Source organism: Gardnerella coleohominis (assembly GCF_002896555.1).
GTDB lineage: Bacteria > Actinomycetota > Actinomycetes > Actinomycetales > Bifidobacteriaceae > Bifidobacterium > Bifidobacterium vaginale_F.
In genome coordinates, this window is sequence record NZ_MNLH01000001.1 from 411,271 (window position 1) to 432,149 (window position 20,879).

Consider the following 20,879-nt stretch of genomic DNA (forward strand, 5'->3'; position numbering starts at 1 on the left):
ATTCTGTACACACTTTTTGGGAATTAACCCTAATCTAAACTTTTTAACGATAGCCTTTCCTATCGTTAAAAAGTGCACCCAGTATTCATAGTGTGCACTCAAAAAAGTGTAGATACATTACCCGTACTTTTCTAGCACAAATCGCGTATTAATTGTTTGGGTCGTTAGCAATATTTTCTATATTTCTGCCTGAGTAGAATATGCGAATAACTGTTACATTCATTTGGTTTTTGTCTACTTGGTAGAAAACAGTGTAGTTGTCGACTGGAACTCTTCGTATTTCCATAGATAACCACGGCTCCCACTCAACAAGCTGATATCGCATAGGCATAGTCTCAAGAGAACGTATAGCATGCTTAATGCGGTTGACTTGTTTTTCCGCCGTTTTAGGAACTTGTAAATTAAAGCGAATGTATTCGTATAGCTCAGTGAGATCAAGGAACGCTTGCGGAGAATAAATGACGCTATAGGTTGTGCTCATACGCCGTATTCCTTAGCGAAGAATTGGTCTACTTCATCTGCACTGTATTGTTTGCCAGTTGAAATAGAGTCGATGCCTTTTTGTAATTCTTTATCCAACTCGGCTCTTGTTAAGCTGCCTAAAGCAGTAGGCTTATTAGTTGGCAAGCGAAGTTCAAATGGCATGCCTTTTTGTAAAACAATCTGGCTGTAAAGCATTTGGATTGCTGAAGATGGAGTTATTCCAAGCTGATTCAAGATACTTTCAGCGTTTTCTTTAAGATTTGTATCGATTCTTGCATATACAACGTTCGTGTTTGTCATTATGTTACCGTCCTTTATGCGCTTATTTTACAAAATAGTTGCAAGCATACGCAAGCAATTGAAAGCAATATATTTATTTCAGTGAGATAAACCATCTTAAACTCTTTAACGATAGCCTTTCCTATCGTTAAAAAGTGCACCCAGTATCCATAGTGTGCACTCAAAAAAGTGTAGCTATACTAGGAGTTCTCTCAATCCATACAGAATCAGTGGCGCTTCTTTACAAATCGTGACTGTTTCAAGATATCGTTTTGATGACATGTGATGATGACAATGGTAAATGAGCATAGGCATATGCATGATTTAGTAAAAATTTGATTGATTATTTTATTTTATTTTATGCTGAGTGTTGCTAAATGCGTATAATTATGTGATAAAAAACACTAAAATACGTATAATAATGTGATTAAATGCACCAAAACATATATAATAATGTGATATACGATAAAAGATAACGCAAAATATAACAGAACAACAGTGCAACTACGCGTAGAAAAAGCAACGCGACAAAACAATAATACGGTTGCAATATTTAATAGCGTAACGTCAAGTGAAAGGTGAGTAATCATGAAAAGGCTGATTATGAGCAAACTTTTAGCATGGAAGAACTCGCCGTACCGTAAACCATTGATATTAAAAGGCGTGCGTCAAGTTGGTAAAACTTGGATATTAAAAGAATTTGGTAAGCTTTACTACAAAAATATTGCTTATTTTAACTTCGACGAAAACAAAGAATATAAGCAATTCTTTGAAACCACTAAAAGCGTGGAGCGAATTTTACAAAACCTCATGCTTGCAAGTGGTCAAAAAATCGAAGCAGAAAACACGCTGATTATATTTGACGAGGTTCAGGACTGTCCAGAAGTAATAAACTCGATGAAATATTTTTGCGAAAACGCTCCGCAGTATCATGTTGCTTGTGCTGGATCATTACTTGGAATAACGCTTGCAAAACCATCTTCATTCCCAGTTGGAAAAGTTAATTTTATGCAAATAAATCCAATGACTTTCACGGAGTTTTTGCTTGCTAATGGAGATGGAAATCTAGCGAAGTATATTGAACAAATCGATAAAATAGAGCCGATTCCAGACGCATTTTTTAATCCTCTATACGAGAAATTAAAAATGTATTATGTTACAGGGGGAATGCCTGAATCAGTTTTAATGTGGACTAAAGCGCGAGATGTAAACGCAATGCAAGAAACGTTGTTTGAGATTATAACAGCTTATGAACGAGATTTTGCTAAACATCCTAGTGTTAGTGAGTTTCCTAAAATATCAATGATTTGGAATTCTATTCCGTCTCAACTTGCGCGTGAAAACAAAAAATTCTTGTATAAAGTTGTTAAAAATGGTGCGCGAGCAAGAGAATATGAAGATGCTTTGCAATGGCTAGTATCGGCACAATTGGTGTATAAAGTTTATAGAAATACTGCGCAGAGTTTACCTATTGCTGCTTATGATGATGTATCTGCTTTTAAGATTTATTTGGCAGATGTTGGCTTGTTAAGGCGATTATCTCAACTTGCTCCTACTGCGTTTGCGGAAGGTAATAGGCTGTTTACTGAGTTTAAGGGTGCTTTAACAGAAAATTATGTTTTGCAAGCGCTACTTACTCAATTTGAAGTGATGCCTAGATACTGGTCTCAAACGAATCCGCCGTATGAAGTGGATTTTCTTATTCAACGAGAAAATGATATTTTCCCTATTGAGGTTAAATCTGAAGCAAATATTAATAGTAGAAGTTTGAAAAAGTTTAAAGAATTATTCCCTAATCAAACGAAATTACGCATACGATTCTCGCTGAATAATCTCAAACTAGATGATGATATGTTGAATATTCCGTTATTTATGGCTGATTACACGGATAAGCTTATAGAACTTGCGCTGAAAGAGAATAATTAAGAAAGAAAAAGAGAACGATTGAGAAAGAAAGATAATTAAGAAATGAAGATAATTAAAAAAGTGAGCGATTAGAAGATATAGAAATAAACTAGTGCAAAAGTTAAAAGAGTGTCAATCGACGAAGCGTTACAAATCCAGCCTAGGGGGTGGGCTTCTAGGCTGATTTCATTCCCAAAAATCAAGCTATCAAGCCAATCTTAAACTTTTTAACGATAGCTCGCTCCTATCGTTAAAAAGTGCACCCAGTATCAATAGTGTGCACTCAAAAAAGTGTAGCTATACTTGGAGTTCTCTCAATCCATACAGAATCAGTGGCGCTCCTTTACAAATCGTGACTGTTTCAAGATATCGTTTTGATGATTTTTACTGTGCTTGCAGTCTAATTGCTGCGTTTTAGGCTTTGTCTAGCAAGGCTTAGCGAGGGCTATCGTTAAAAGGTTTAGCGCATTATTGTCAGAGCAAGGCTTCCTATTAGTTTTTTAAGCAGCCGATAGGAACCACATAAACACCGTCTTTACGGCAATACGCAAAGTCGCCTGTTCCAGTTAAAACCATAAGGAAAGATGGCGCGTTCATTTTATCGGTATCGATTTTATCTTTCATCGCTTTAAGGCTTTTTGCACCATCTTCAATGAGTTTGCTGCCACCGAGTTTAATTTCAATAAGACCGTATTTACCGTTTCTTAAATGAATAACCGCATCGCATTCCTGTCCGTCTTTATCTCTGTAGTGGTAAACCTCGCCGCCTAGAGAATCTGCAAAAATGCGCAAATCTCTGACGCAAAGTGTCTCAAACATAAAACCGAAAGTATTTAAGTCATTTATCAAGTCGTTTGGTCCGATTCCCAAAGCCGCTGCAGCGATAGACGGGTCAATATAGTAACGTGTATCGGATGAACGAATAGCAGTTTTTGATCTTAGATTTGGATTCCAGGCAGGCATATCTTCTACAACAAATATTTTGCGAAGCGCATCAACATACGACGCAACAGTTTCCTCGCTAATTGGCGTATCTTCGTTAGTGGAAATATCCCGCGAAAGCACTGTATTTGGTACTTGTGCTCCTTGATTTCTTGCGTATGAGCGCATAAGGCGCTTAACTTTTTCAGCATTTTTTTGTACGCCATCGGCGCGATTAATGTCGGAGTGTACAACAGCGTCATAGTAATCAAAAGCTTGATCTAAAGCAATTTCATCACGCATATCCACCGCTTGCGGCCATCCTCCACGGCATACAAGAAAAGCTAGGCTGTCAATACTTAAGTTTGAATCACCCTCAATATCCTTAGTTCCCGAAAAAAGGTTCTCCAAGCTAACTTCGCCAGTGGAATCACCGGATTCATACAAGCTCATTGGTCTCATCGTTAGCCACGTGAAGCGCCCAGTACCAGAGTGAGTAATTTCTGTAGTATCCGCAGGAACGGCAGAACCAGTTAGTATAAATTGACCAAGCTTACTACGATGATCCACCTCAAACCGTATTGCATCCCAAAGTTTTTGAGCGAGCTGCCATTCGTCAATTAATCTTGGAGTATCGCCATTCAGTAATCGCTTTGGACTTAGTTCCGACATAGCGATATTCTGTTCTTTCTTTTCCGGGTCGTCCATATATAGAACGCTTGCTGCAAATTGTTCTGCAGTAGTGGTTTTACCGCACCATTTCGGCCCTTCAATCAGTACTGCGCCTTTGCCTTCTAGCTTTCTTTTTAAAATATCGTCGGCAATTCTTTTCCTATATTTTTTCAACTTTGTCACCCTGTTTTCTAATTAAGTCTGCTCGTATTTTCTACTGATAATTATGAATTCTATCATCATTTTCCGACGATTGGCGGGTTTTCGTGTCGATGATTGGCGCAATTCTGTTCCGACGATTGGCGAAATTCTGTTCCGATGTTTGGCGGAATCAGTGAGGATGATTGGAAAGCGCGGTGTGCGAAGTGCATGTCATCAAGTCATAAAGGGCAAGATATTTAGTGCGCTGTGATAGTTTGCGTTTTCGTTCTGACGTTTGTTTGTGTTTATAAAGGTGAGTGTAAGACTAAATAATCTTGTTAGAAAGAAAAAATTTGTGCTAGTTTGAAAGATTTAATAAAATACTCTTATTGGTGTAGCATATGTAAATAACAGTACCCGACGCGCCTCTTAACAATGCGGGCCAAGTCGGGTCTTTTGATTTTGGCCTATAACCAAGATATTTAACAAGGGAGTTGTTCAAGTGGTGAATAGTAGGAAGTTTGTAGCAAAAACGAAAGATGTTAGCTTAACGGTTAGAAGGGCTGATTCTTTTAGTATTAGTTGTGTTAATTGTGAAAAAGACGTGTTTGGGATTGATGAAAATCAAGATGGTATAAAACTTGTTCAAACAGAAAAAGTGTCGGCTTTTTACTGGTTGCATTGGCTTGCTAAAGGCAGTCCTGAGGTAATTATTTCGTTGCCGGAGAGTGTTGATTTTTGTGAGATTGAAGCTGAGTCTAATCGAGTATTAGTAACGGATATTAAAGCTGACAAGATTTATGCGGAGGTTCATAACGGCAGGGTGGAAGCAAGGAATGTTCAGGCGAATGATGTTTTTCTAAAGTGTCTTAATGGTTCTGCTGTGGCGAATAATGTTAAGGTTGTTGCTTCTTGCATGGTGGATACGTTAAATGGTACGAGTGTTTTAGAAGGAGAAATTACCAAAGGCGCATGTCTTGAAGTAGATTGTGAGAATGGCGTGGCTGAAGTTTGTGATAAGCATAAAGCAGATCTTGGGTACAAAACAGATGGATGTGCTCACTACGTTGTGCACTGCCTTAATGGGAAAGCTGTAGTGAAGTAATACTGTTTTGGTGTTTTGTGTCCGTCACTGTGACTAGTAGCACGAAATAGAGTTTGGCATATTCTAAAAAATGATTTTAAATGTTTGCAGTGGAGTCTTTAATGCAGAATCAAGCATTCCTACATCTCGGATACCTGAAGAACCGCCGCTTATTTCAATCAGAGCTTGGTGAAGTTTAATCACCTGTTCTCGTGTTAAATACTTCATTTGGCAAGTTCCTCATAGACTTTTTTATTCTTTTTGATGAACATGTTGGATAACGCCATAACTTCATCGTCTGCTGGAACAGTAACTTTTTCAGTTTTGGCTTTTGGGAATTCTAAAATTACGTAGCGAGGAGCGTTGTTTTTTAAAATAACAGCTGATCCGTATGTGTCAACAAGTCGCGCAACTTTAGAAAAGTTTTGATTTGCTTCGGAAATAGAAACAAGTGTGTCTGTATTTACATTCATATGTATAACCTCCATTTTTAGGAGAATTATAGCATATATTTTAGGATAAATAAATCCTAAGTATTTTGAGAGTCATTTTATAAATGACATATAGTCTATATGTGATTTAGTTGTTTATGTTTTGGGGAACAAATCGGTGTAATAATTGTAAAAAAGTTCCCTACATTATTGATTATTGGGGAACAAAACGGTATTTTATTTAAGTAAATGTTCCCCAATTTATGTGAAAAAGGAGTGTGAAGATGGCTGCAAAATATGATGATGTGCAAGAATTGCTTAGAAAAAAGGCTGATATTAATGCTCGCTTGAGTTTGCTTGCGTATGATGGTACTCCTGAAATCAAAAATCGTGGAGATGGTAAATATTTATACACCAGAAAGCGTGTTTCGGGAAAGTTGACGTCTACGTATGTTGGTGTGTATTCGGACGATTTGTATAATCTTCTTCTTCGCAATGCAAGTGAATCTAGGCAATTGCGTAAGGAACTTCGCGCTGTAGTAAGGCAGCTTGCGAATGCTGGATATTCTAATAGTGAGTTATCTGCTGATCTGGTGAACAATATTGCTTTTGCAAGGGCTAACTTAAAGGCGAATATTTACGATCAGGCGGTTTTGGAAGGTGTTACTACTACTTTTCCTCAGACTGAAGAGATTATAGATAATGGAAAAGTGTTTGGTGTTTCTGCGAGTGATGTTCAAAAAATCTTGAATTTGAAGCATGCTTGGGAGTTTATTTTAGACGAGGATGTTGTATTAAGCAGGTCTGATTATTACATGCTAAGTCATATAGCGAAGCTTGTTAATGAGGGTTTTTTCTTAGACGGTGGTCGTATCAGGGGTGTTCCTGTTGCGATTGGTGGATCTACTTATATTCCGCCTATTCCTAATGAAATAGATGTTAAAGAAAAAATAAGGAATATTGTTGAAGGTGAGGAAGATAGTGAGAATGTTGAAGGTAGAGTTGGAAGGAAAGAGCCTATTGATATTGCGATTGAATTATGCGTTTATTGTATGAAGTCGCAGATATTTTTAGATGGGAATAAGAGGGCTTCTGTGATTTTTGCGAATCATTATTTGATTTCTCATGGCAGGGGCTTGTTGGTTATTCCAGAAAATAAGGTTCCTGAGTTTAAGCAGTTGCTTGTTGAGTATTATGAGGGTGAAGATTTGCAGGTTATTGCTTCGTTTATGAGGGAATATTGTTGGAGGCGTTAAACACGCGCTATTATGTTGGTTCTTCTGGCTCTTTTGGCTTTGTGAATCTTGCTGTTTATGAAAGAGTATAGTTTGCTAGTAAACGAAGAAATTAGCATTGATATAATAATTGGTAAACCTTTTGCAATAGTACATTCTTATAGTTAAAATGTGCACCCACTTTTTTGTTTGTATATTTGGTTGTATCATGCATTTTTCTAGTAAAAGCTGTGCTTTATGGAAGAGAAAAATTTTATGGGTGTGAAAACCCTATACTAATTGGAAAAATAAAAAATTTTTCTTTAATAAAGCTTGTATGTATGGTTTTTTTTTAATAGTAATACTATTAAAGCTAAACAGACTATTATGGATTCCAATTTTAATAGAATTGCATTCTTATTAGAATTGCATATTGGGAATAAGGAGCACGTATGCGACTAATTAGACCAGATAGTAAATATATCCAAAGTTATATAGAAGCAAATGAAGAAGATGAAATTTTTAGGCCGAATGCAGAAAGACGTTTTATAAACCCTGAGACAATTATAGAGAGTTCTTATAACTATGAACATGGTATAAATTTACCTGCAAATTATGTTAAAGCTACTACATTTTGGCTGATAGATAATGAAAAATTTATTGGTGAAATTAATATTAGGCATGAATTAAATTCTTTTTTAATTAACTATGGTGGTCACATAGGGTACGAAGTTAGGCAATCTGAATGTATGAAGGGCTATGGAACAAAAATGCTTTCTATGGCACTTACATATTGTAAAGAGACTTTGAATCTACATAAAATTCTTATTACGTGTGATGATGACAATATCGGATCGATACGAGTTATAGAAAATAATGGTGGAATTTTGGAGAACAAAGTGAAAAATAGCCTACCAAGGGGAAATGTTACAACAAGAAGGTATTGGATTAATATATAGAGGAAAGATGATGAGTGAGACGAAGGTAAGTCCAGTGCTTTTCAAGCATGCTTTTTGGGATAATGTGATTATAGAAACTGTTGCTGGCATTTGCACTCTTATTATTTCGCTTCTTGTACAGCAGTTCGTAGGGCACCGCGTACTAGGTTGGGAAACTGTGGTCATACTCGCGTTGAGTGTTGTGGTGTTTTCGCTGCTAAGTACAGCGTATCTGCAGTGGTATAGGCATCGTAGACCGGATGACGGGTATTTGCTTATTGGAATCATCGATTTTGCGTTAAGGCTTCTGGCGACTTCTGGTATTGCTTTATTGCTTGTTTCCGATATCACGCTGCTAAGCATCATTATTGGCGCAGCGATTACTAGTGTGTTGATGTTTGTTTTTGAAAAGCCTTGGCAGCCAGGTATGACGTATGCGCAATTACAGGAAGCTTCAAAGAAATCGGTTGAGCTTGGCGTTCAAATGCTTGAAGAAGAGCGCGTAAAGCGCGCCGAGGTGAGAAACAAGATTGCATTACAGCATGCGAGCGCAGGTAAAACAGACACTTCTAGAGGTGTGTCTTTAACATTCTCCTCGTTAATTGTTGCGAATATGCTGATGGAAGCAGTATACGATGTTGTCACATTTTTGCTTGCATTGATGCTGCAATGGTGGATGCTTGGTACTATTGCTGGCTGGCGAACGCTGCTTGTCATGTTCTTGGGCAATATGCTATTTTCTTGCGTGGCGGCTGCGGTTATGGTTCTGATGGGCGCATTGAATGCTGATCAACAGAAATACCTAACAAAAAGTTGGACTTTCTTGGTTATTGTTGTGCTGCTTCGACTGCTGATTTTTGGTGTTCTCGCTTGGCTTCTTACACCGAGCTTGGCATGGGTGAGCTTAGTAGTTGGTATTGTTCTTACAGATATTATTCTCGTTATCAAGCAGCACCCATGGAAAAGAACCGCAGTAGAAGCATAAGATTTTATAAGACTGTTTTCTTCTTCTTTAAGCAAAAGGCTCTACGAGCGTCGAGAGTGTTGTGTTGATGTCAAAGGCTGATTAGGTTGGTGCAAGTTTGCTCTTGTGTAGCAAGGCTTAGTGAGGGCTATCGTTAAAAGGTTTAACGTGCGGTGGATTTAAGATTACTTCTCGAGATTCTAGATGCAATTTTTGCTTTTTTTTTTAAACGAGAGTATAGTGTTATCAAATTTGTCAAAAAGCTATTGGATTTGTGTAGTTTGTAGTGGATTATTTAAGTTTGATAGCGATTGGCGAGTAGTTATGTAAGTTTGCGTATAAGTTTGCGTGTAAGTTTGTATGCGAGTAGTTATGTAGGCTTGCATTATTTTGAAAGAGTTTTAGGGGAGAGCTGGTAGCTGTGAAGTCAATTTTTAGCAAAGATAATATCTTTATTCGTATGAGCTCTATTAGTCCAGCATTGCGATGGGCGTTGGTTGGTTTCTGTTTTTCTATGCTTGGCAATCAAGCGTATGAAGGCTCGGTTTTGCCTTCGATTATTATTTTTGGCTTGCCGGCGTGGGTGATTGGTTTTCGTAAGACTTTTATGACGGTTGCCGATTTTCTTTCGCCATGCTCTGGTTGGATTGTTGATAAGCTTGGCGGTTTTCGCGCTCTTGCTATGACTGAGGGTGTGGAAGGCGTGCTAAGTTTGCTGCCGCTTCTTATGCCTTACAATTCTCTAGCGTGGAAGTGGTCACTTGTGGCTCTTTCTTGCGCATTGTTGATTACTGGTCAAGTGATTGATATTGCTAGCGAAGTTTTCGAGGTTGATGCTGCAGGCGGAGACGACAGCATGATTGTCAACTACAGCGGCATTGTAAGCGTTTTGGCTAGTATTACTGGAACGTTGCTTGGCTCTCCACTTGGTTCGTGGATTGCAAGCTGGTCGGTTCCTGCGGTTTTGATTTTCTCGTCCGTAACTTCTTTTGCAGCTTGCGCCACGAGATTTATTATGAAGCAAGACATTGCGCGAGTATCTTGCGAAGTAGTTGAAGGATCAGATGAGACTAATGAAGTAGAGGAAGCGTCGCAAGATGCAGAGAATGAATCGCAAGAAAATCAAGCAAATGATGCGACTAACAAATCTACATCTAAGCAATCTGCGAATCCATCGCTCAAGAGTAAAATCATGCTTCTTGCTGGCTCGCTTTTGGTTGCTTTTATTCCTGCATGCTCTGTTTCTTATATTCTTCTTGGTCTTGGTAATCAATATGGCTCTAAATCTTTAACAATACTGTATATTTTCACTGGTGTAGGAAGCGTGCTTGCGTCCGTTTTGTATGCGCATTCTTCCCAAAAACTCGGTTTAAGAAAAGTTGCGATTTTAGGTATTGCTGTGAGCTTGGTTTCTTATTGCCTTATGTTTAGTAGTCTTTTGCCAGTGATGTGGGTTGCGTTCTTCCTTGAGGCGATTGGCGGAATGTTACTAGTAGAGCCGATTATTGTTGCGCGTCAGATTCTGTTTAAAGGTAGTTCGCTCGCAAAGTTTTCTGGTTGGGCGCGACTCGCATTTGCGATTGGTGCTACTAGCGGATCTTGGATTGGATTTGCATTCTCGTCTACGTTCCAATGGCAGCTTTTGCCTATACTAGCGTTGATTTTTACTGCAGGTTTGCTGGCTGTTTTGCCGCAGTTGCCAAACACGAGCTACTCTAGAGATTAGGGATATAGCGTCGATTTTTACGTCGATTTTGACGTTGATTCTAGCGTCGATTCTAGCGTCGATTCCAACAGTATTCGGAGGTGTTATTGTAAATGAATCTAACAGATGTGCAAATCAAAGAGTACGAAAAGTATGATAGCAAAGATATTCCAAAGCTGTATGATTCCGTTGGTTGGTCTGCGTACACAGATGATTTAGCTGCCTTGGAAAATGGTTTTAACAATTCGCTCAAGGTTTTAGCTGCGTATAAAAATGATGAGCTAGTTGGCATTGTTAGGGCCGTTGGTGACGGGTATACGGTTGTTCTTATTCAGGATATTCTTGTTTTGCCTGAGTATCAACGCCAGGGGATAGGGTCTGCTTTGTTAAAAGCGATTGTGGATTGCTATCCTAATGTTCGTCAAATTCAGTTGACTACGGATTCTACTGAAAAAACTATTGCTTTTTATAAGTCTGCTGGTTTTATTGAGCTTTCAGAAATCGAGTGCTGTGGTTTTATAAAAGATAGAACATGATACAGTTGCTTTTATCGATATTATTTTAGAAAGTTATTTTTATCGATATTATTTTAGAAAAGAAATAGCAAAAAGTAGAAATAGCAAAATAGTATAAATATTAGAAATACTAGAAATAGCAAAATAGCAGCGATAGAAGAGATATATAAAGGAAGTGAGAGGTAACGAGAATGAGAAAAACTGACGACGCGGCAAATCAAAATTCATCCGCAAATCAAAATACTGCGTCAAATCAGCAATCGCCTGCGAATCAGCAATCGCCTGCGAATCAGCAATCATCCAAACTACATCCCGACGTAAAAAATTACGTAAAACTATTTTTCAAGGAAAACAAGCTTGTAGCTTTTCTTTCGATGATAGTTTTTATTGCATTGTCTATGATTTTTACTGCTATTTCCTGGATTTTGCAAATTATTTTCGACTATATGGCAGGTAAAGAATCCTACTCTTTAACTACTATTTTGCTGCTTTGTGTTTCCTTTATGCTGGTAATCTCCCTGATTTTCGCGTTGAAGCGCAGTGCATACCCTCGCTTTCTTGAAAAAGCAATGAATCAGTATAAAGAGTCTGTTATCAAGAAGCTTTTAAAAAAGAGTTATAGTGATTTTTCTCTTGCGAATTCCGGCACGTATCTTTCTGTACTTACTAATGATTGCGAGCGTATTCAAGAAAAGTATTTGAAGAAGATTTTTGATTTTGTTCAAGACATTCTTATGCTTGTAAGTTCGCTAGCTCTTATGATTTACTATAGTCCGCTGCTCACTGTTATTTCTCTTATTATTTCCGTGCTTCCTATGGCGTGCTCGATTCTTACAGCTAACGAAATTGCCACTCGCGAGGAGCAGGTTTCTAAGTCGAACGAGTCTTACACGGCCCTGACGAAGGATGTTTTGAACGGCGTTTCGGTTATTAAGAGTTTTAAGGCGGAGCAAGAGGTTATTAACCGTTATCAGAATCAGTCGATGGAGCTTGAGCATACGAAGAATCTTCGCGAAAAAACGATGACTACTGTTTCTGCTCTTGGCACAATTTCAAGTCTTGGGACTCAGCTTGGCGTGATGCTTATTGGTGCTTGGATGGTTAACGCTCATATTGGTGTTATTACTGCTGGAATGGTGTTAGCTTTCACTAATTTGATGAATGGCGTGCTTCAGCCTATTGCAACTCTTCCGCAAATGCTTGGCGAGATGAAGGGCGCTAAGAAGCTTATTGGTAAGATGGCTGATTATATGAGTAACGCTAAGGAAGATTCTGGCGAGATCATTGACGATTCTATTAAAAGCGTTGTTTTGCGCGATGTTTCGTACGCTTATGATGCTGATCATAAAGTCTTGAAAAATGTAAATCTAACTTTGCAAGCTGGAAAATCTTACGCGATAGTAGGACCTTCTGGTGCCGGTAAGAGTAGTTTGATTAATCTGCTTATGGGCTATTACAAGGATTATGAAGGTAATGTGCAGCTGGATAATCACGAGCTTAGCAATGTGAGCAAGAGTTCGCTTTACGATAAGACGACTCTTATGCAGCAGTCTGTGTTTATGTTTGATGCTTCGATTTTAGATAATATTACGCTTTTTAAGCCGTTCCCGGATTCGGAAGTGGATCGCGTGATTCATTTGGCTGGTTTGGATGATTTGATTGCTGCTAAAGGTAAGGATTATCAGTGCGGTGAGAACGGTAGTCATCTTTCTGGCGGTGAAAAGCAGCGTATTGCTATTGCGCGAAGTTTGCTTAAAAAGTCCGAGATTCTGCTGGTTGATGAGGCAACGAGCGCATTGGATAACGAGACAAGCGTGAACGTAACGCAGTCTATTTTGGATTTGCAAGGAATTCTTCGACTTGTTGTAACTCATCGCTTGGATGCCAATTCGCTTAAGCAATATGATGAGATCCTTGTGATGAAAAGCGGCGAGCTTATTGAGCGCGGAAGCTTTGAGGATCTTATGAATCAGAAGGCTTACTTCTACTCGCTTTACACTGTGTCTATGTGAGGTTGTTTTAACGCTTGTGCAAAGCTCCAGTAAGTAAACAAATTCGGGGAGGTGTTCTTGATTTTGTTTACAAACACGCAGGATAAGCGCGACGACCTGCCTAAGCACTAATCCTCACGGCGTAGCCGTTCGGCTGATTTGGCTTAATTGTGAAGCACATCGTGCTTCACAATTAAGCCAAATCACGCTTTGACCGAGCTTGAAATTCCAATAATTTCAGACTCAGTCAAAGCGCTAACGAAGGCTGCTGATTTGGTGATTGATTATTTTCAGCGATTGGCTACTTTGTGGTGATATGACCTGCTTTTTCGCTACATTTTAAGGAATTGCGTTGTTGCTTGCAGTGTTTTCTTTGATTTAAAATTTTGCAGAATAAATCTTAGAAAAATCTATATTTATTTAATGTTTATGTGTAATTTAGATTGTATAGATTTAGAGAAAAGGTAGAGATGGAACAGTTTAATCAGAATGGCTCGAATGATATAGATAACTATGAATCGAATGAGCAGAATCAGACAAATCCAAACAATGATAATGGCTTACATGATCAAGGTGAATCGGTTGCTGTGAATAATAGCGTGAATAATAGTGCGAATAATAGCAATGGCAATGACCGGTATCAGCAGAATCAGCCATCTCAGAATCAGCCATCTCAGAATCAGCCATCTCAGAATCAGCAGTATCAACAGAACCAGTATCAGCCATCTCAGTATGCTCAGAATCAAAACTGGTATGGACAATATCCTAATCAATATCAAAATTCGCAATATCAAAATTCGCAATATTATAATAATCGAGAATATGTGAATAATCAGTACAATCAAAATGCCAATAATTTTTCGGCTCAATATCCATACAATTATACTGTAAATTCGAATGGCACGGGTTCGTATTCTTCCGATTATGTAAAGCAGTCTGCTCCATATAATGCAATGAACGCGGACAGTTCATATTCATCGGATTCTACTTCAGTTAAAGTAAATTCTTCGAATTTTAATCTTAAAAGTTTATTAACTAAGCGAAACAAAATTATTGCAGCAGTAGTTTGTTTATCAATATTGTTGTGCGTAGTTGTAGCTTTATGCGTTCCCCAAAAACATAATAATAGTAAACGAGCGGCTACTGCAAGCTCGCAGTCTGACTCGCATAAGCATTCAAGCGCTGATGTGAAGACGGAGCCAAAGCGTCAAGAGAACCCAGATGCGGTCGACGCCGGTGGTCCAGCTGATTACTCTGCATTGCCGCTCAACCAGATTTATGATCAAAATTGGTACAAGGTGGGTAGCGAGTTGGTGGCTACTCCAGGGTACACCAATAACCATAATGTCGTCGGTATGGATGTAGATGCGCCAGTAAACGATCACGATGGCTTTTACAACTTCTACAATGCGCGTTACAAAATCGATTCGGCCGCCGAGAAGGGTCAAATCGGCAAGGTGATCCGCAGCGAAATCTCTAATAGTGATGCTGATGACGACGCTATAATGGAGTACTACCGTGTGGCAAGTGATAAACGTGGAACGCTGCCAAAGCTGACAACTGCACAGCGCAATTATCTTGAGGGCTGGAACTCCGTTACGGACAACTTCAACAAATATACGCGTGAAAGCTTATACTCTGGGCGTATCAGCATTGATAAGATGATGAGCGCTACTATTACCACAACGTATAACTCCCGTCACCCAGGATCAGTGGGATATGCTGATATGTATCAAAGCAACGAGAGGGAGACGAATGTGCCATACGTGGACGAAAATGGCGACAGTATTGAGTTTAAGAAGTCTGCTCATTATGACAGCATAATGAGCGTAGCACGCTGGATGATGTACGATCAGGGGTTCTACAATGTTCACGCAAGTCCGGCTGGCGCTTGGGGTACTTGCCGTTTGGATAACCGTGGTTATGTGGAGGCCGTGCAGATTGTGATACCGTCCCAAGACAAGCCAGACAAGTTTGACGTGATGGTTGGCGTGTTGGATGATATCTACTTTAACCGTGTGTTAAGTAGAGACATTTATTATCACGTGGCGGACTACAGTGGTACGGATGACTACGCCCTATATGCTTCGGTGTTGCGCCAAAGCAATAAGAGCACTGGCATTTTGCCATTCCGTGCTATTTTGCACGATGTTGACCGTCCGTTGCGCGCGAAGGACAACGAGCTGCCGCGTGTTATGAAAAAGTTTGGCATCAACGATAATGAGATTGGTAGAATCGTTGGTAACAGCTTCAATACCCTTATTGGCAGTAACATGTTCGTCGATAATGAGATTAGAGACGAGGGCTATGGAGAGTATACCCATCGCGGTGATGTTGAGGCTCTGCCACATTACAAACAATACGTAGGGAGTGGAAATTGGGCGGTTTATCTTAATGGCCTCAATGCCCACTCATCCGAAGGTGTTGATGATGTTACGCGTTACCGCGCTTTTGTGGTAAAGACGGCACCAGTTAATCGTAGATGGTATGGTCAACCAAGACGGCGTATCGATTATGATGATGCGATGTCAAATTATGATGAGTTTGTAAAGCATGACCGTGCGGTGTTTGGCAATTAAAATGAGATGATTATGGAACAAATGTCAAGCAATAGCAATAATGAAGTGCAGAACAAAGAGCAAGAGCAGAAGCATGAGAAGCTGCAGAAACGCTTGTTGGCTGCGGGCGTGGCTGGAGCGGTAGCGTTGATTGGCTTTACGGTGTTCAAGGGGCCGCGTGAGTTTGTTGGTGGTGTGGTGAACCGAGTTAGCTGGTTCTTTCAGGGGCGCGATGAAAATGGCATTCCCAAAAAAGGCTACTACTCTACTTGGTCACGCAAAGATTTAGAGGGAAATGGTTTGCGTGCTTACAATCCTAATACCGATAAAGATAAGTTTGACAAGAATGGCTTTGAGCGAGAGCTTAATATGCCGGAAAATTATGTTTCCAACAGTCGGATAGTGGTAGAAACTAGCGCCGAGAAGGGGCAGTTTGGCCCAATTCTTAAAAACGGCGTGGTAGATAGCGACGTTGACGAGGCTGCCATGAAAGCGGCGTATGTAAGTTATTGTAAAGCTGGCCAGGAATATGGCTCGCCAGAGGTATCGCGGAGCTTTAATGAGCATGAAGGGGCTACTAAAAGACAGAAAACATTTTTGACCGATGCAGCAAGCCGCTTTGATGGACAATATGATGCATTGTGCGATGTGGAGCAAAAAACACCAATTGAGCCGGATTTACTATTGGTGAAATATTTTCAAAACATATCTCGGAGCGATGGTAGCTCGCTTTATGTTGATAAAAACGGTAATCCGGTGACTCTGAATGAGTCAGCACACCGCGATAGCTTAATTAGCGTGGCGCGGTATATGCTGTACAAGCAAGGATTTTCAAAAGTTCAAGTGACGCCGGGTGGTGTGATAGGCACTTCGATGGTTCTTAGCAATAGGGATGACAATGGAAATTATTGGACTGGTGCTATTACTGAGATTGTTGTGCCATCAAAGACTGATCCAAATAAGTTTGATGTATATTCCGACTATATTTATCTGCCGTATTACTTTAGGTTTTATGGCCGGCTGTTAAGCTTTAATGAAGATGATGGCAATAAGATGATAAGCATAGGTGGAGAGATGTTAATTGAACATACAAATATGTTGCGTGATAAAAATAAGCACTTGATGCCATTTCGAATTGTGGCCCACAACGTTGAGCGACCGTTGAGCGATGAACATAAAATGACCGGTCCGGATTATAAAAGTGAGCTGGATCATATTGCCGATAAATTCAAAGGCTAATATTTAAAATAAATCACCACCTAACAGAGGTGGCGATTTATTTTTTCATTGACTATTTCGTGCGATTTTTTGCTACACGCCTAAGAGTTGTTCTTTGCGTTGAAAGCGCACTGTGCTTTCAACTTTGAGCAAGCTCGGCGCTCCGAGTTGCCTTCGCGCGCTACGCTTTAAGCGCTCAAGCAGGTCGTTGCGCTGCGTTAGTGTCTGATTTTGCTCGTTTTAAGACACTGGCGCAGTATGGTTTCTGCGTGGGCGCGAATGTCTCTGTTTTGCGAAGTAGCCATTAAGTGCAGATTTGCAGCGATTGGCTACTTTGGGATATTGAGAGTTTAAATTATCCAGATTATAATAGTAGCCATTAAGTGCAAAATTGCAGCGATTGGCTACTTTGGGATTGGCTAGTTATGCATACTTGTTGCAGTGCTTGCGGAAAGATTTGTGTAACGATAGTAGCAATAAAAAGATTTGCATATCAATATCGCAGTGCCTCCGCGCGTTTGCACAATACTTATTGAAAGGATGCTAAATATGCCTGTTAAAGAAATAAAAAGAGACTATTATATCCAAAAGCTCGATTCGGCGAAAAATAATGGTCTTATCAAGGTAATATCTGGCATGCGCAGATGCGGTAAAACGTATATTTTAATGAAACTATTTTATGACCATTTGATTGCGGATGGTGTAGAAGATAATCATATTATTCGCATAGCATTGGACGATAGAAGAAATAAAGACTTGCGTAATCCTGATAATATTCTTGCGCATGTTGATGAGCTTCTGAAAGACGATAATACATACTATCTGTTTATTGATGAAGTTCAAATGATGGACGATTTTGTAGATGTGCTTAATAGTTTTCTGCATATTAGTAATCTAGATGTTTACGTTAGCGGTAGTAATTCTAAATTCCTTTCGTCGGATATAGTTACAGAATTTAGAGGAAGAAGCGATCAGATTAGAATTTACCCTCTTTCGTTTTCTGAATTCATGTCTATTAATGAAAAAGATGAGCGAGATGCTTGGGAAGAATATTGGAGATTTGGTGGTCTTCCTCAAGTTGTTTTAATGGAAAGCGATGAGCAAAAACGCGAGTTCCTTCAATCAGTTTTTGAAAACACTTATAAAAGAGATATTCTTGATCGTCATGCAATACGGAAAAGAAGTGAACTTGATGATGTTACTAGAGTAATCGCTTCTTCTATTGGCGCTTTAACTAGCACTAGAAAAATCGTCCAAACGTTTAAATCTGTTTCACAGGTTTCGACTACAAGAACGACTGTTGAGAGATATATCTCTTATTTAGAAGATTCGTTCCTTTTAGAGAGTGCTATTCGATATGACATTAAAGGCAGGAAGTATATAGGTAGTCCTGTGAAGTATTATTTTACGGATCTTGGTGTGAGGAATGCGTTGCTTGGCTTTAGGCAGATGGAAGAAACTCACATAATGGAAAATGTTATTTACAATGAGTTAAAACGTCTTGGTTACAAGGTGGATGTTGGTAGTGTGCAAGTTAGTGAAGTGAATAAAAATGGTAAATCGGTTCGCAAGCAAACGGAAGTTGATTTTGTTGTAAATATGGCAGATCAAAGATTTTATATTCAATCTGCACTTGCGTTACCTACTAGAGAGAAGACGTTGCAAGAAGAGAAATCTTTGATGAATATTAGTGATGCGTTCCGTAAGATTATTCTTGTTGGTGGGAGCGTAAAGCCTTGGCATACTGAGGAAGGCGTTCTTGTATTGGGATTGCTGAATTTCCTTCTTAATCCTGAAACTATTTACATGTAAGGATTTGTGATTTTTACAGCTGAGATGTCGCAAGTAGCCATTAAGCGCAAAATTGTTTCTGCACGCGTGTCTGATTTTGTTCGTTTTAAGACACTGGCGCAGTATGGTTTCTGCGCGAATGTCTGATTTTGGCTACTTTGTGGTTTGGCTGATCTGTGTTTTGGCTACTTTGCAGTTTGGCTATTTTGTTATTTGTAACTTTGAGATTTGCTTGTGTATTTGATACGTTTACGCTGATATAATATATGAAATCAGCGTAAATGTGTCATAAAGTATTGCTGTGCTGTAATCACAGAATTCTATTAGCGTAAATCGTGATAGTAATCGTGATAGTAGTAGGATAGTGAAATTTAATATAATTCATCCAATCGTGCTAATATAAGTTACAATATATGCACGAAAGGACGGTGGCTATTATCGCTACATTATTAAACGCTAATGGTAACAATATGCTTACTTTAAAAGAAGCAAAATCTTGCGGATTGTCAAAATACAAGTTTTATAAATTTGTTAAAGATAATGAACTAGAACAGTTAAGCGGTGGAATATACGCGTCTAAAGACTCGTGGGTAGATGAGTTACTTCTTATTCATAAGCGTTCACCGTCTGCTGTTTTTTCTCACGACGAAGCTTTCTTTTATCATGGATTAGTTGATATGGAGCCAATTACTCACACTATTACTGTTTACAGTGGCTTTAATGCTCATCGGCTGAAAGCGTCGTGCAATGTGAAAGTTTATAGCGTAAAAAAGGAATTGCTTGAAGTTGGAAAGATTTTAGTCACTGATAATCTCGGTAATAAAGTACCAATGTATAATCTTGAAAGAACTGTCTGTGACGCGTTTAGAAGCAGAAATTTAATTGAAATTCAAGAATTTAATACAATCTTGAAATCCTATATTGCTAGACCAGACAAAGATCTTAATTTGTTGATGGAATATGCGAAACTTTTTAAAGTAAACAATGTTGTTCGCAAGTATTTTGAGGTGTTACTGTAAATGGGTTTAACGGATGCGCAAATAAGAGGTAGAATCAAAAACCTCGCCGAACAAAATAACGCAGATCCTCGTGTGCTGATGCGTCTTTACATGATGGAACGCTACTTAGAGCGTATGTCAGTTTCAAAATATCGCAATAATTTTATTGTAAAAGGCGGTGTTTTAGTAACGTCTTTGCTTGGTATTTCTATGCGATCAACTATGGATATAGATACGACTATTCAAAATTATGATTTGTCTCTCGAGAATACGAAAAAAATGATTGAGGATATATCTCGTATAGACATAGACGATGGAGTTGATTTTACTATTAAAAGCGTAATGAAGATTATGGATGATATGGAATATCCAGGTATTCGTTTTGCGCTTGATTCGCGTATTGGAAGAATGATAACGCCAATAAAAATTGATGTTTCTACTGGAGCTACTATTACACCACGCGCAATTAAGTATGACTATAAGTTGATGTTGGAAGACCGTTCTATTTCTATTCTTTCTTACAATATTGAAACAGTGTTTGCGGAAAAGCTACAAACCATTTTATCGCGCGGAATTCTTAATACGCGTATGAGGGATTTTTATGACATTCACGTGCTACTTGTTTCACATAAAAGAGAGGTAGATAGGGAGATTCTTAAGCGTGCTTTTCATGCAACTTGTGAAAATCGTAAAACTGAAAATATTATAGATAATATTAAATCTATTTATGAAAGTATTGCTTGTGATGAGAGACTTTCTTTATTGTGGTTGTCATATCAGCGTAAATATTCCTACGCTAAAGACATCGATTTTAGCAGTGTGTTACTAAGTTTGGATGCATTGTTGAAATTGCTTGAATAGAATTTTGCATTAAGATACTTGAAGTAATTGCTGGCTTTTCTAAATCATTGTGGTTGCGCGACGACCTGCCTAAGCACTGCGATATAGCGTGCGAAGGCAACTCGGAGCGCCGAGCTTGCTTAGGGTTGAAAGTCCAGTGGACTTTCAATGCAAGCGAGGTATGTCTTCGTTAGTAAAGACGAAGGCAGGGCCACTTTGTGGGTTTAGGTA

The 20,879-nt window shown here is 39.0% G+C and carries 18 protein-coding genes; 13 read left to right on the forward strand and 5 right to left on the reverse strand.

The window, feature by feature from the left end:
• Positions 1-148 precede the first annotated feature (148 nt).
• Positions 149-481: a type II toxin-antitoxin system RelE/ParE family toxin gene (locus BFS05_RS01610; protein ID WP_103084294.1), complete on the reverse strand. Its 333-nt coding sequence runs from the start codon at positions 479-481 to the stop codon at positions 149-151.
• Complete coding sequence (locus BFS05_RS01615) at positions 478-783, reverse strand: type II toxin-antitoxin system RelB/DinJ family antitoxin (RefSeq protein WP_103084295.1); 306 nt, start codon at positions 781-783, stop codon at positions 478-480. The genes BFS05_RS01610 and BFS05_RS01615 overlap by 4 nt, the downstream gene beginning before the upstream one ends.
• A 567-nt stretch (positions 784-1,350) precedes the next feature.
• Here BFS05_RS01615 and BFS05_RS01620 point away from each other — a divergent pair.
• Positions 1,351-2,688: an ATP-binding protein gene (locus BFS05_RS01620; protein WP_103084296.1), complete on the forward strand. Its 1,338-nt coding sequence runs from the start codon at positions 1,351-1,353 to the stop codon at positions 2,686-2,688.
• 471 nt (positions 2,689-3,159) lie between these two features.
• Here BFS05_RS01620 and BFS05_RS01625 read toward each other — a convergent pair whose 3' ends face one another.
• Positions 3,160-4,434 carry an ATP-binding protein gene (locus tag BFS05_RS01625; RefSeq protein WP_219726413.1) on the reverse strand — a complete coding sequence of 425 codons (1,275 nt, stop codon included), beginning with the start codon at positions 4,432-4,434 and terminating at the stop codon, positions 3,160-3,162.
• Between the two features lie 469 nt (positions 4,435-4,903).
• Between BFS05_RS01625 and BFS05_RS01630 the strand changes: the two genes are divergently transcribed.
• Positions 4,904-5,506, forward strand: coding sequence for a hypothetical protein (locus BFS05_RS01630; protein WP_103084298.1), 603 nt, complete (start codon positions 4,904-4,906; stop codon positions 5,504-5,506).
• Positions 5,507-5,569: 63 nt separating this feature from the next.
• On the opposite strand, the gene BFS05_RS01635 is transcribed toward BFS05_RS01630, so the two are convergent.
• Entirely contained in the window at positions 5,570-5,713 is a 144-nt protein-coding gene (locus BFS05_RS01635; RefSeq protein ID WP_258004179.1) for a hypothetical protein, read from the reverse strand.
• On the reverse strand, positions 5,710-5,958 hold the full coding sequence (locus BFS05_RS01640; protein WP_004128496.1) for a prevent-host-death protein: 249 nt from the start codon (positions 5,956-5,958) through the stop codon (positions 5,710-5,712). The genes BFS05_RS01635 and BFS05_RS01640 overlap by 4 nt, the downstream gene beginning before the upstream one ends.
• 242 nt (positions 5,959-6,200) lie before the next feature.
• On the opposite strand from BFS05_RS01640, the gene BFS05_RS01645 reads away from it, so the two are divergent.
• The 11 genes from BFS05_RS01645 to BFS05_RS01700 all read left to right on the forward strand — a co-directional run bounded on the left by BFS05_RS01645 (position 6,201) and on the right by BFS05_RS01700 (position 20,669).
• A complete protein-coding gene (locus BFS05_RS01645; RefSeq protein WP_103084299.1) occupies positions 6,201-7,172 on the forward strand; it encodes a DUF6788 family protein in 972 nt (323 codons plus the stop codon).
• A gap of 410 nt (positions 7,173-7,582) precedes the next feature.
• Complete coding sequence (locus BFS05_RS01655; protein WP_103084300.1) at positions 7,583-8,089, forward strand: GNAT family N-acetyltransferase; 507 nt, start codon at positions 7,583-7,585, stop codon at positions 8,087-8,089.
• Between the two features lie 10 nt (positions 8,090-8,099).
• Positions 8,100-9,053 (forward strand): hypothetical protein, encoded by a 954-nt coding sequence (locus BFS05_RS01660; RefSeq protein ID WP_180978554.1) that lies wholly within the window; start codon positions 8,100-8,102, stop codon positions 9,051-9,053.
• Positions 9,054-9,453: 400 nt separating this feature from the next.
• On the forward strand, positions 9,454-10,758 hold the full coding sequence (locus tag BFS05_RS01665) for an MFS transporter (RefSeq protein WP_103084301.1): 1,305 nt from the start codon (positions 9,454-9,456) through the stop codon (positions 10,756-10,758).
• Positions 10,759-10,850: 92 nt separating this feature from the next.
• Complete coding sequence (locus BFS05_RS01670; protein ID WP_103084302.1) at positions 10,851-11,273, forward strand: GNAT family N-acetyltransferase; 423 nt, start codon at positions 10,851-10,853, stop codon at positions 11,271-11,273.
• A 170-nt stretch (positions 11,274-11,443) separates the two neighbouring features.
• A complete protein-coding gene (locus BFS05_RS01675) occupies positions 11,444-13,264 on the forward strand; it encodes an ABC transporter ATP-binding protein (RefSeq protein WP_103084303.1) in 1,821 nt (606 codons plus the stop codon).
• 449 nt (positions 13,265-13,713) lie between these two features.
• Positions 13,714-15,822, forward strand: a complete 2,109-nt coding sequence (locus BFS05_RS01680) for a hypothetical protein (RefSeq protein ID WP_103084304.1) — start codon at positions 13,714-13,716, stop codon at positions 15,820-15,822.
• Positions 15,823-15,834: 12 nt separating this feature from the next.
• Complete coding sequence (locus tag BFS05_RS01685) at positions 15,835-17,040, forward strand: hypothetical protein (protein ID WP_103084305.1); 1,206 nt, start codon at positions 15,835-15,837, stop codon at positions 17,038-17,040.
• Positions 17,041-17,568: 528 nt separating this feature from the next.
• A complete protein-coding gene (locus BFS05_RS01690; protein ID WP_180978555.1) occupies positions 17,569-18,831 on the forward strand; it encodes an ATP-binding protein in 1,263 nt (420 codons plus the stop codon).
• A gap of 392 nt (positions 18,832-19,223) precedes the next feature.
• Positions 19,224-19,829: a type IV toxin-antitoxin system AbiEi family antitoxin domain-containing protein gene (locus BFS05_RS01695; RefSeq protein WP_103084306.1), complete on the forward strand. Its 606-nt coding sequence runs from the start codon at positions 19,224-19,226 to the stop codon at positions 19,827-19,829.
• Positions 19,830-20,669, forward strand: a complete 840-nt coding sequence (locus tag BFS05_RS01700; RefSeq protein ID WP_103084307.1) for a nucleotidyl transferase AbiEii/AbiGii toxin family protein — start codon at positions 19,830-19,832, stop codon at positions 20,667-20,669.
• Positions 20,670-20,879: the final 210 nt, after the last annotated feature.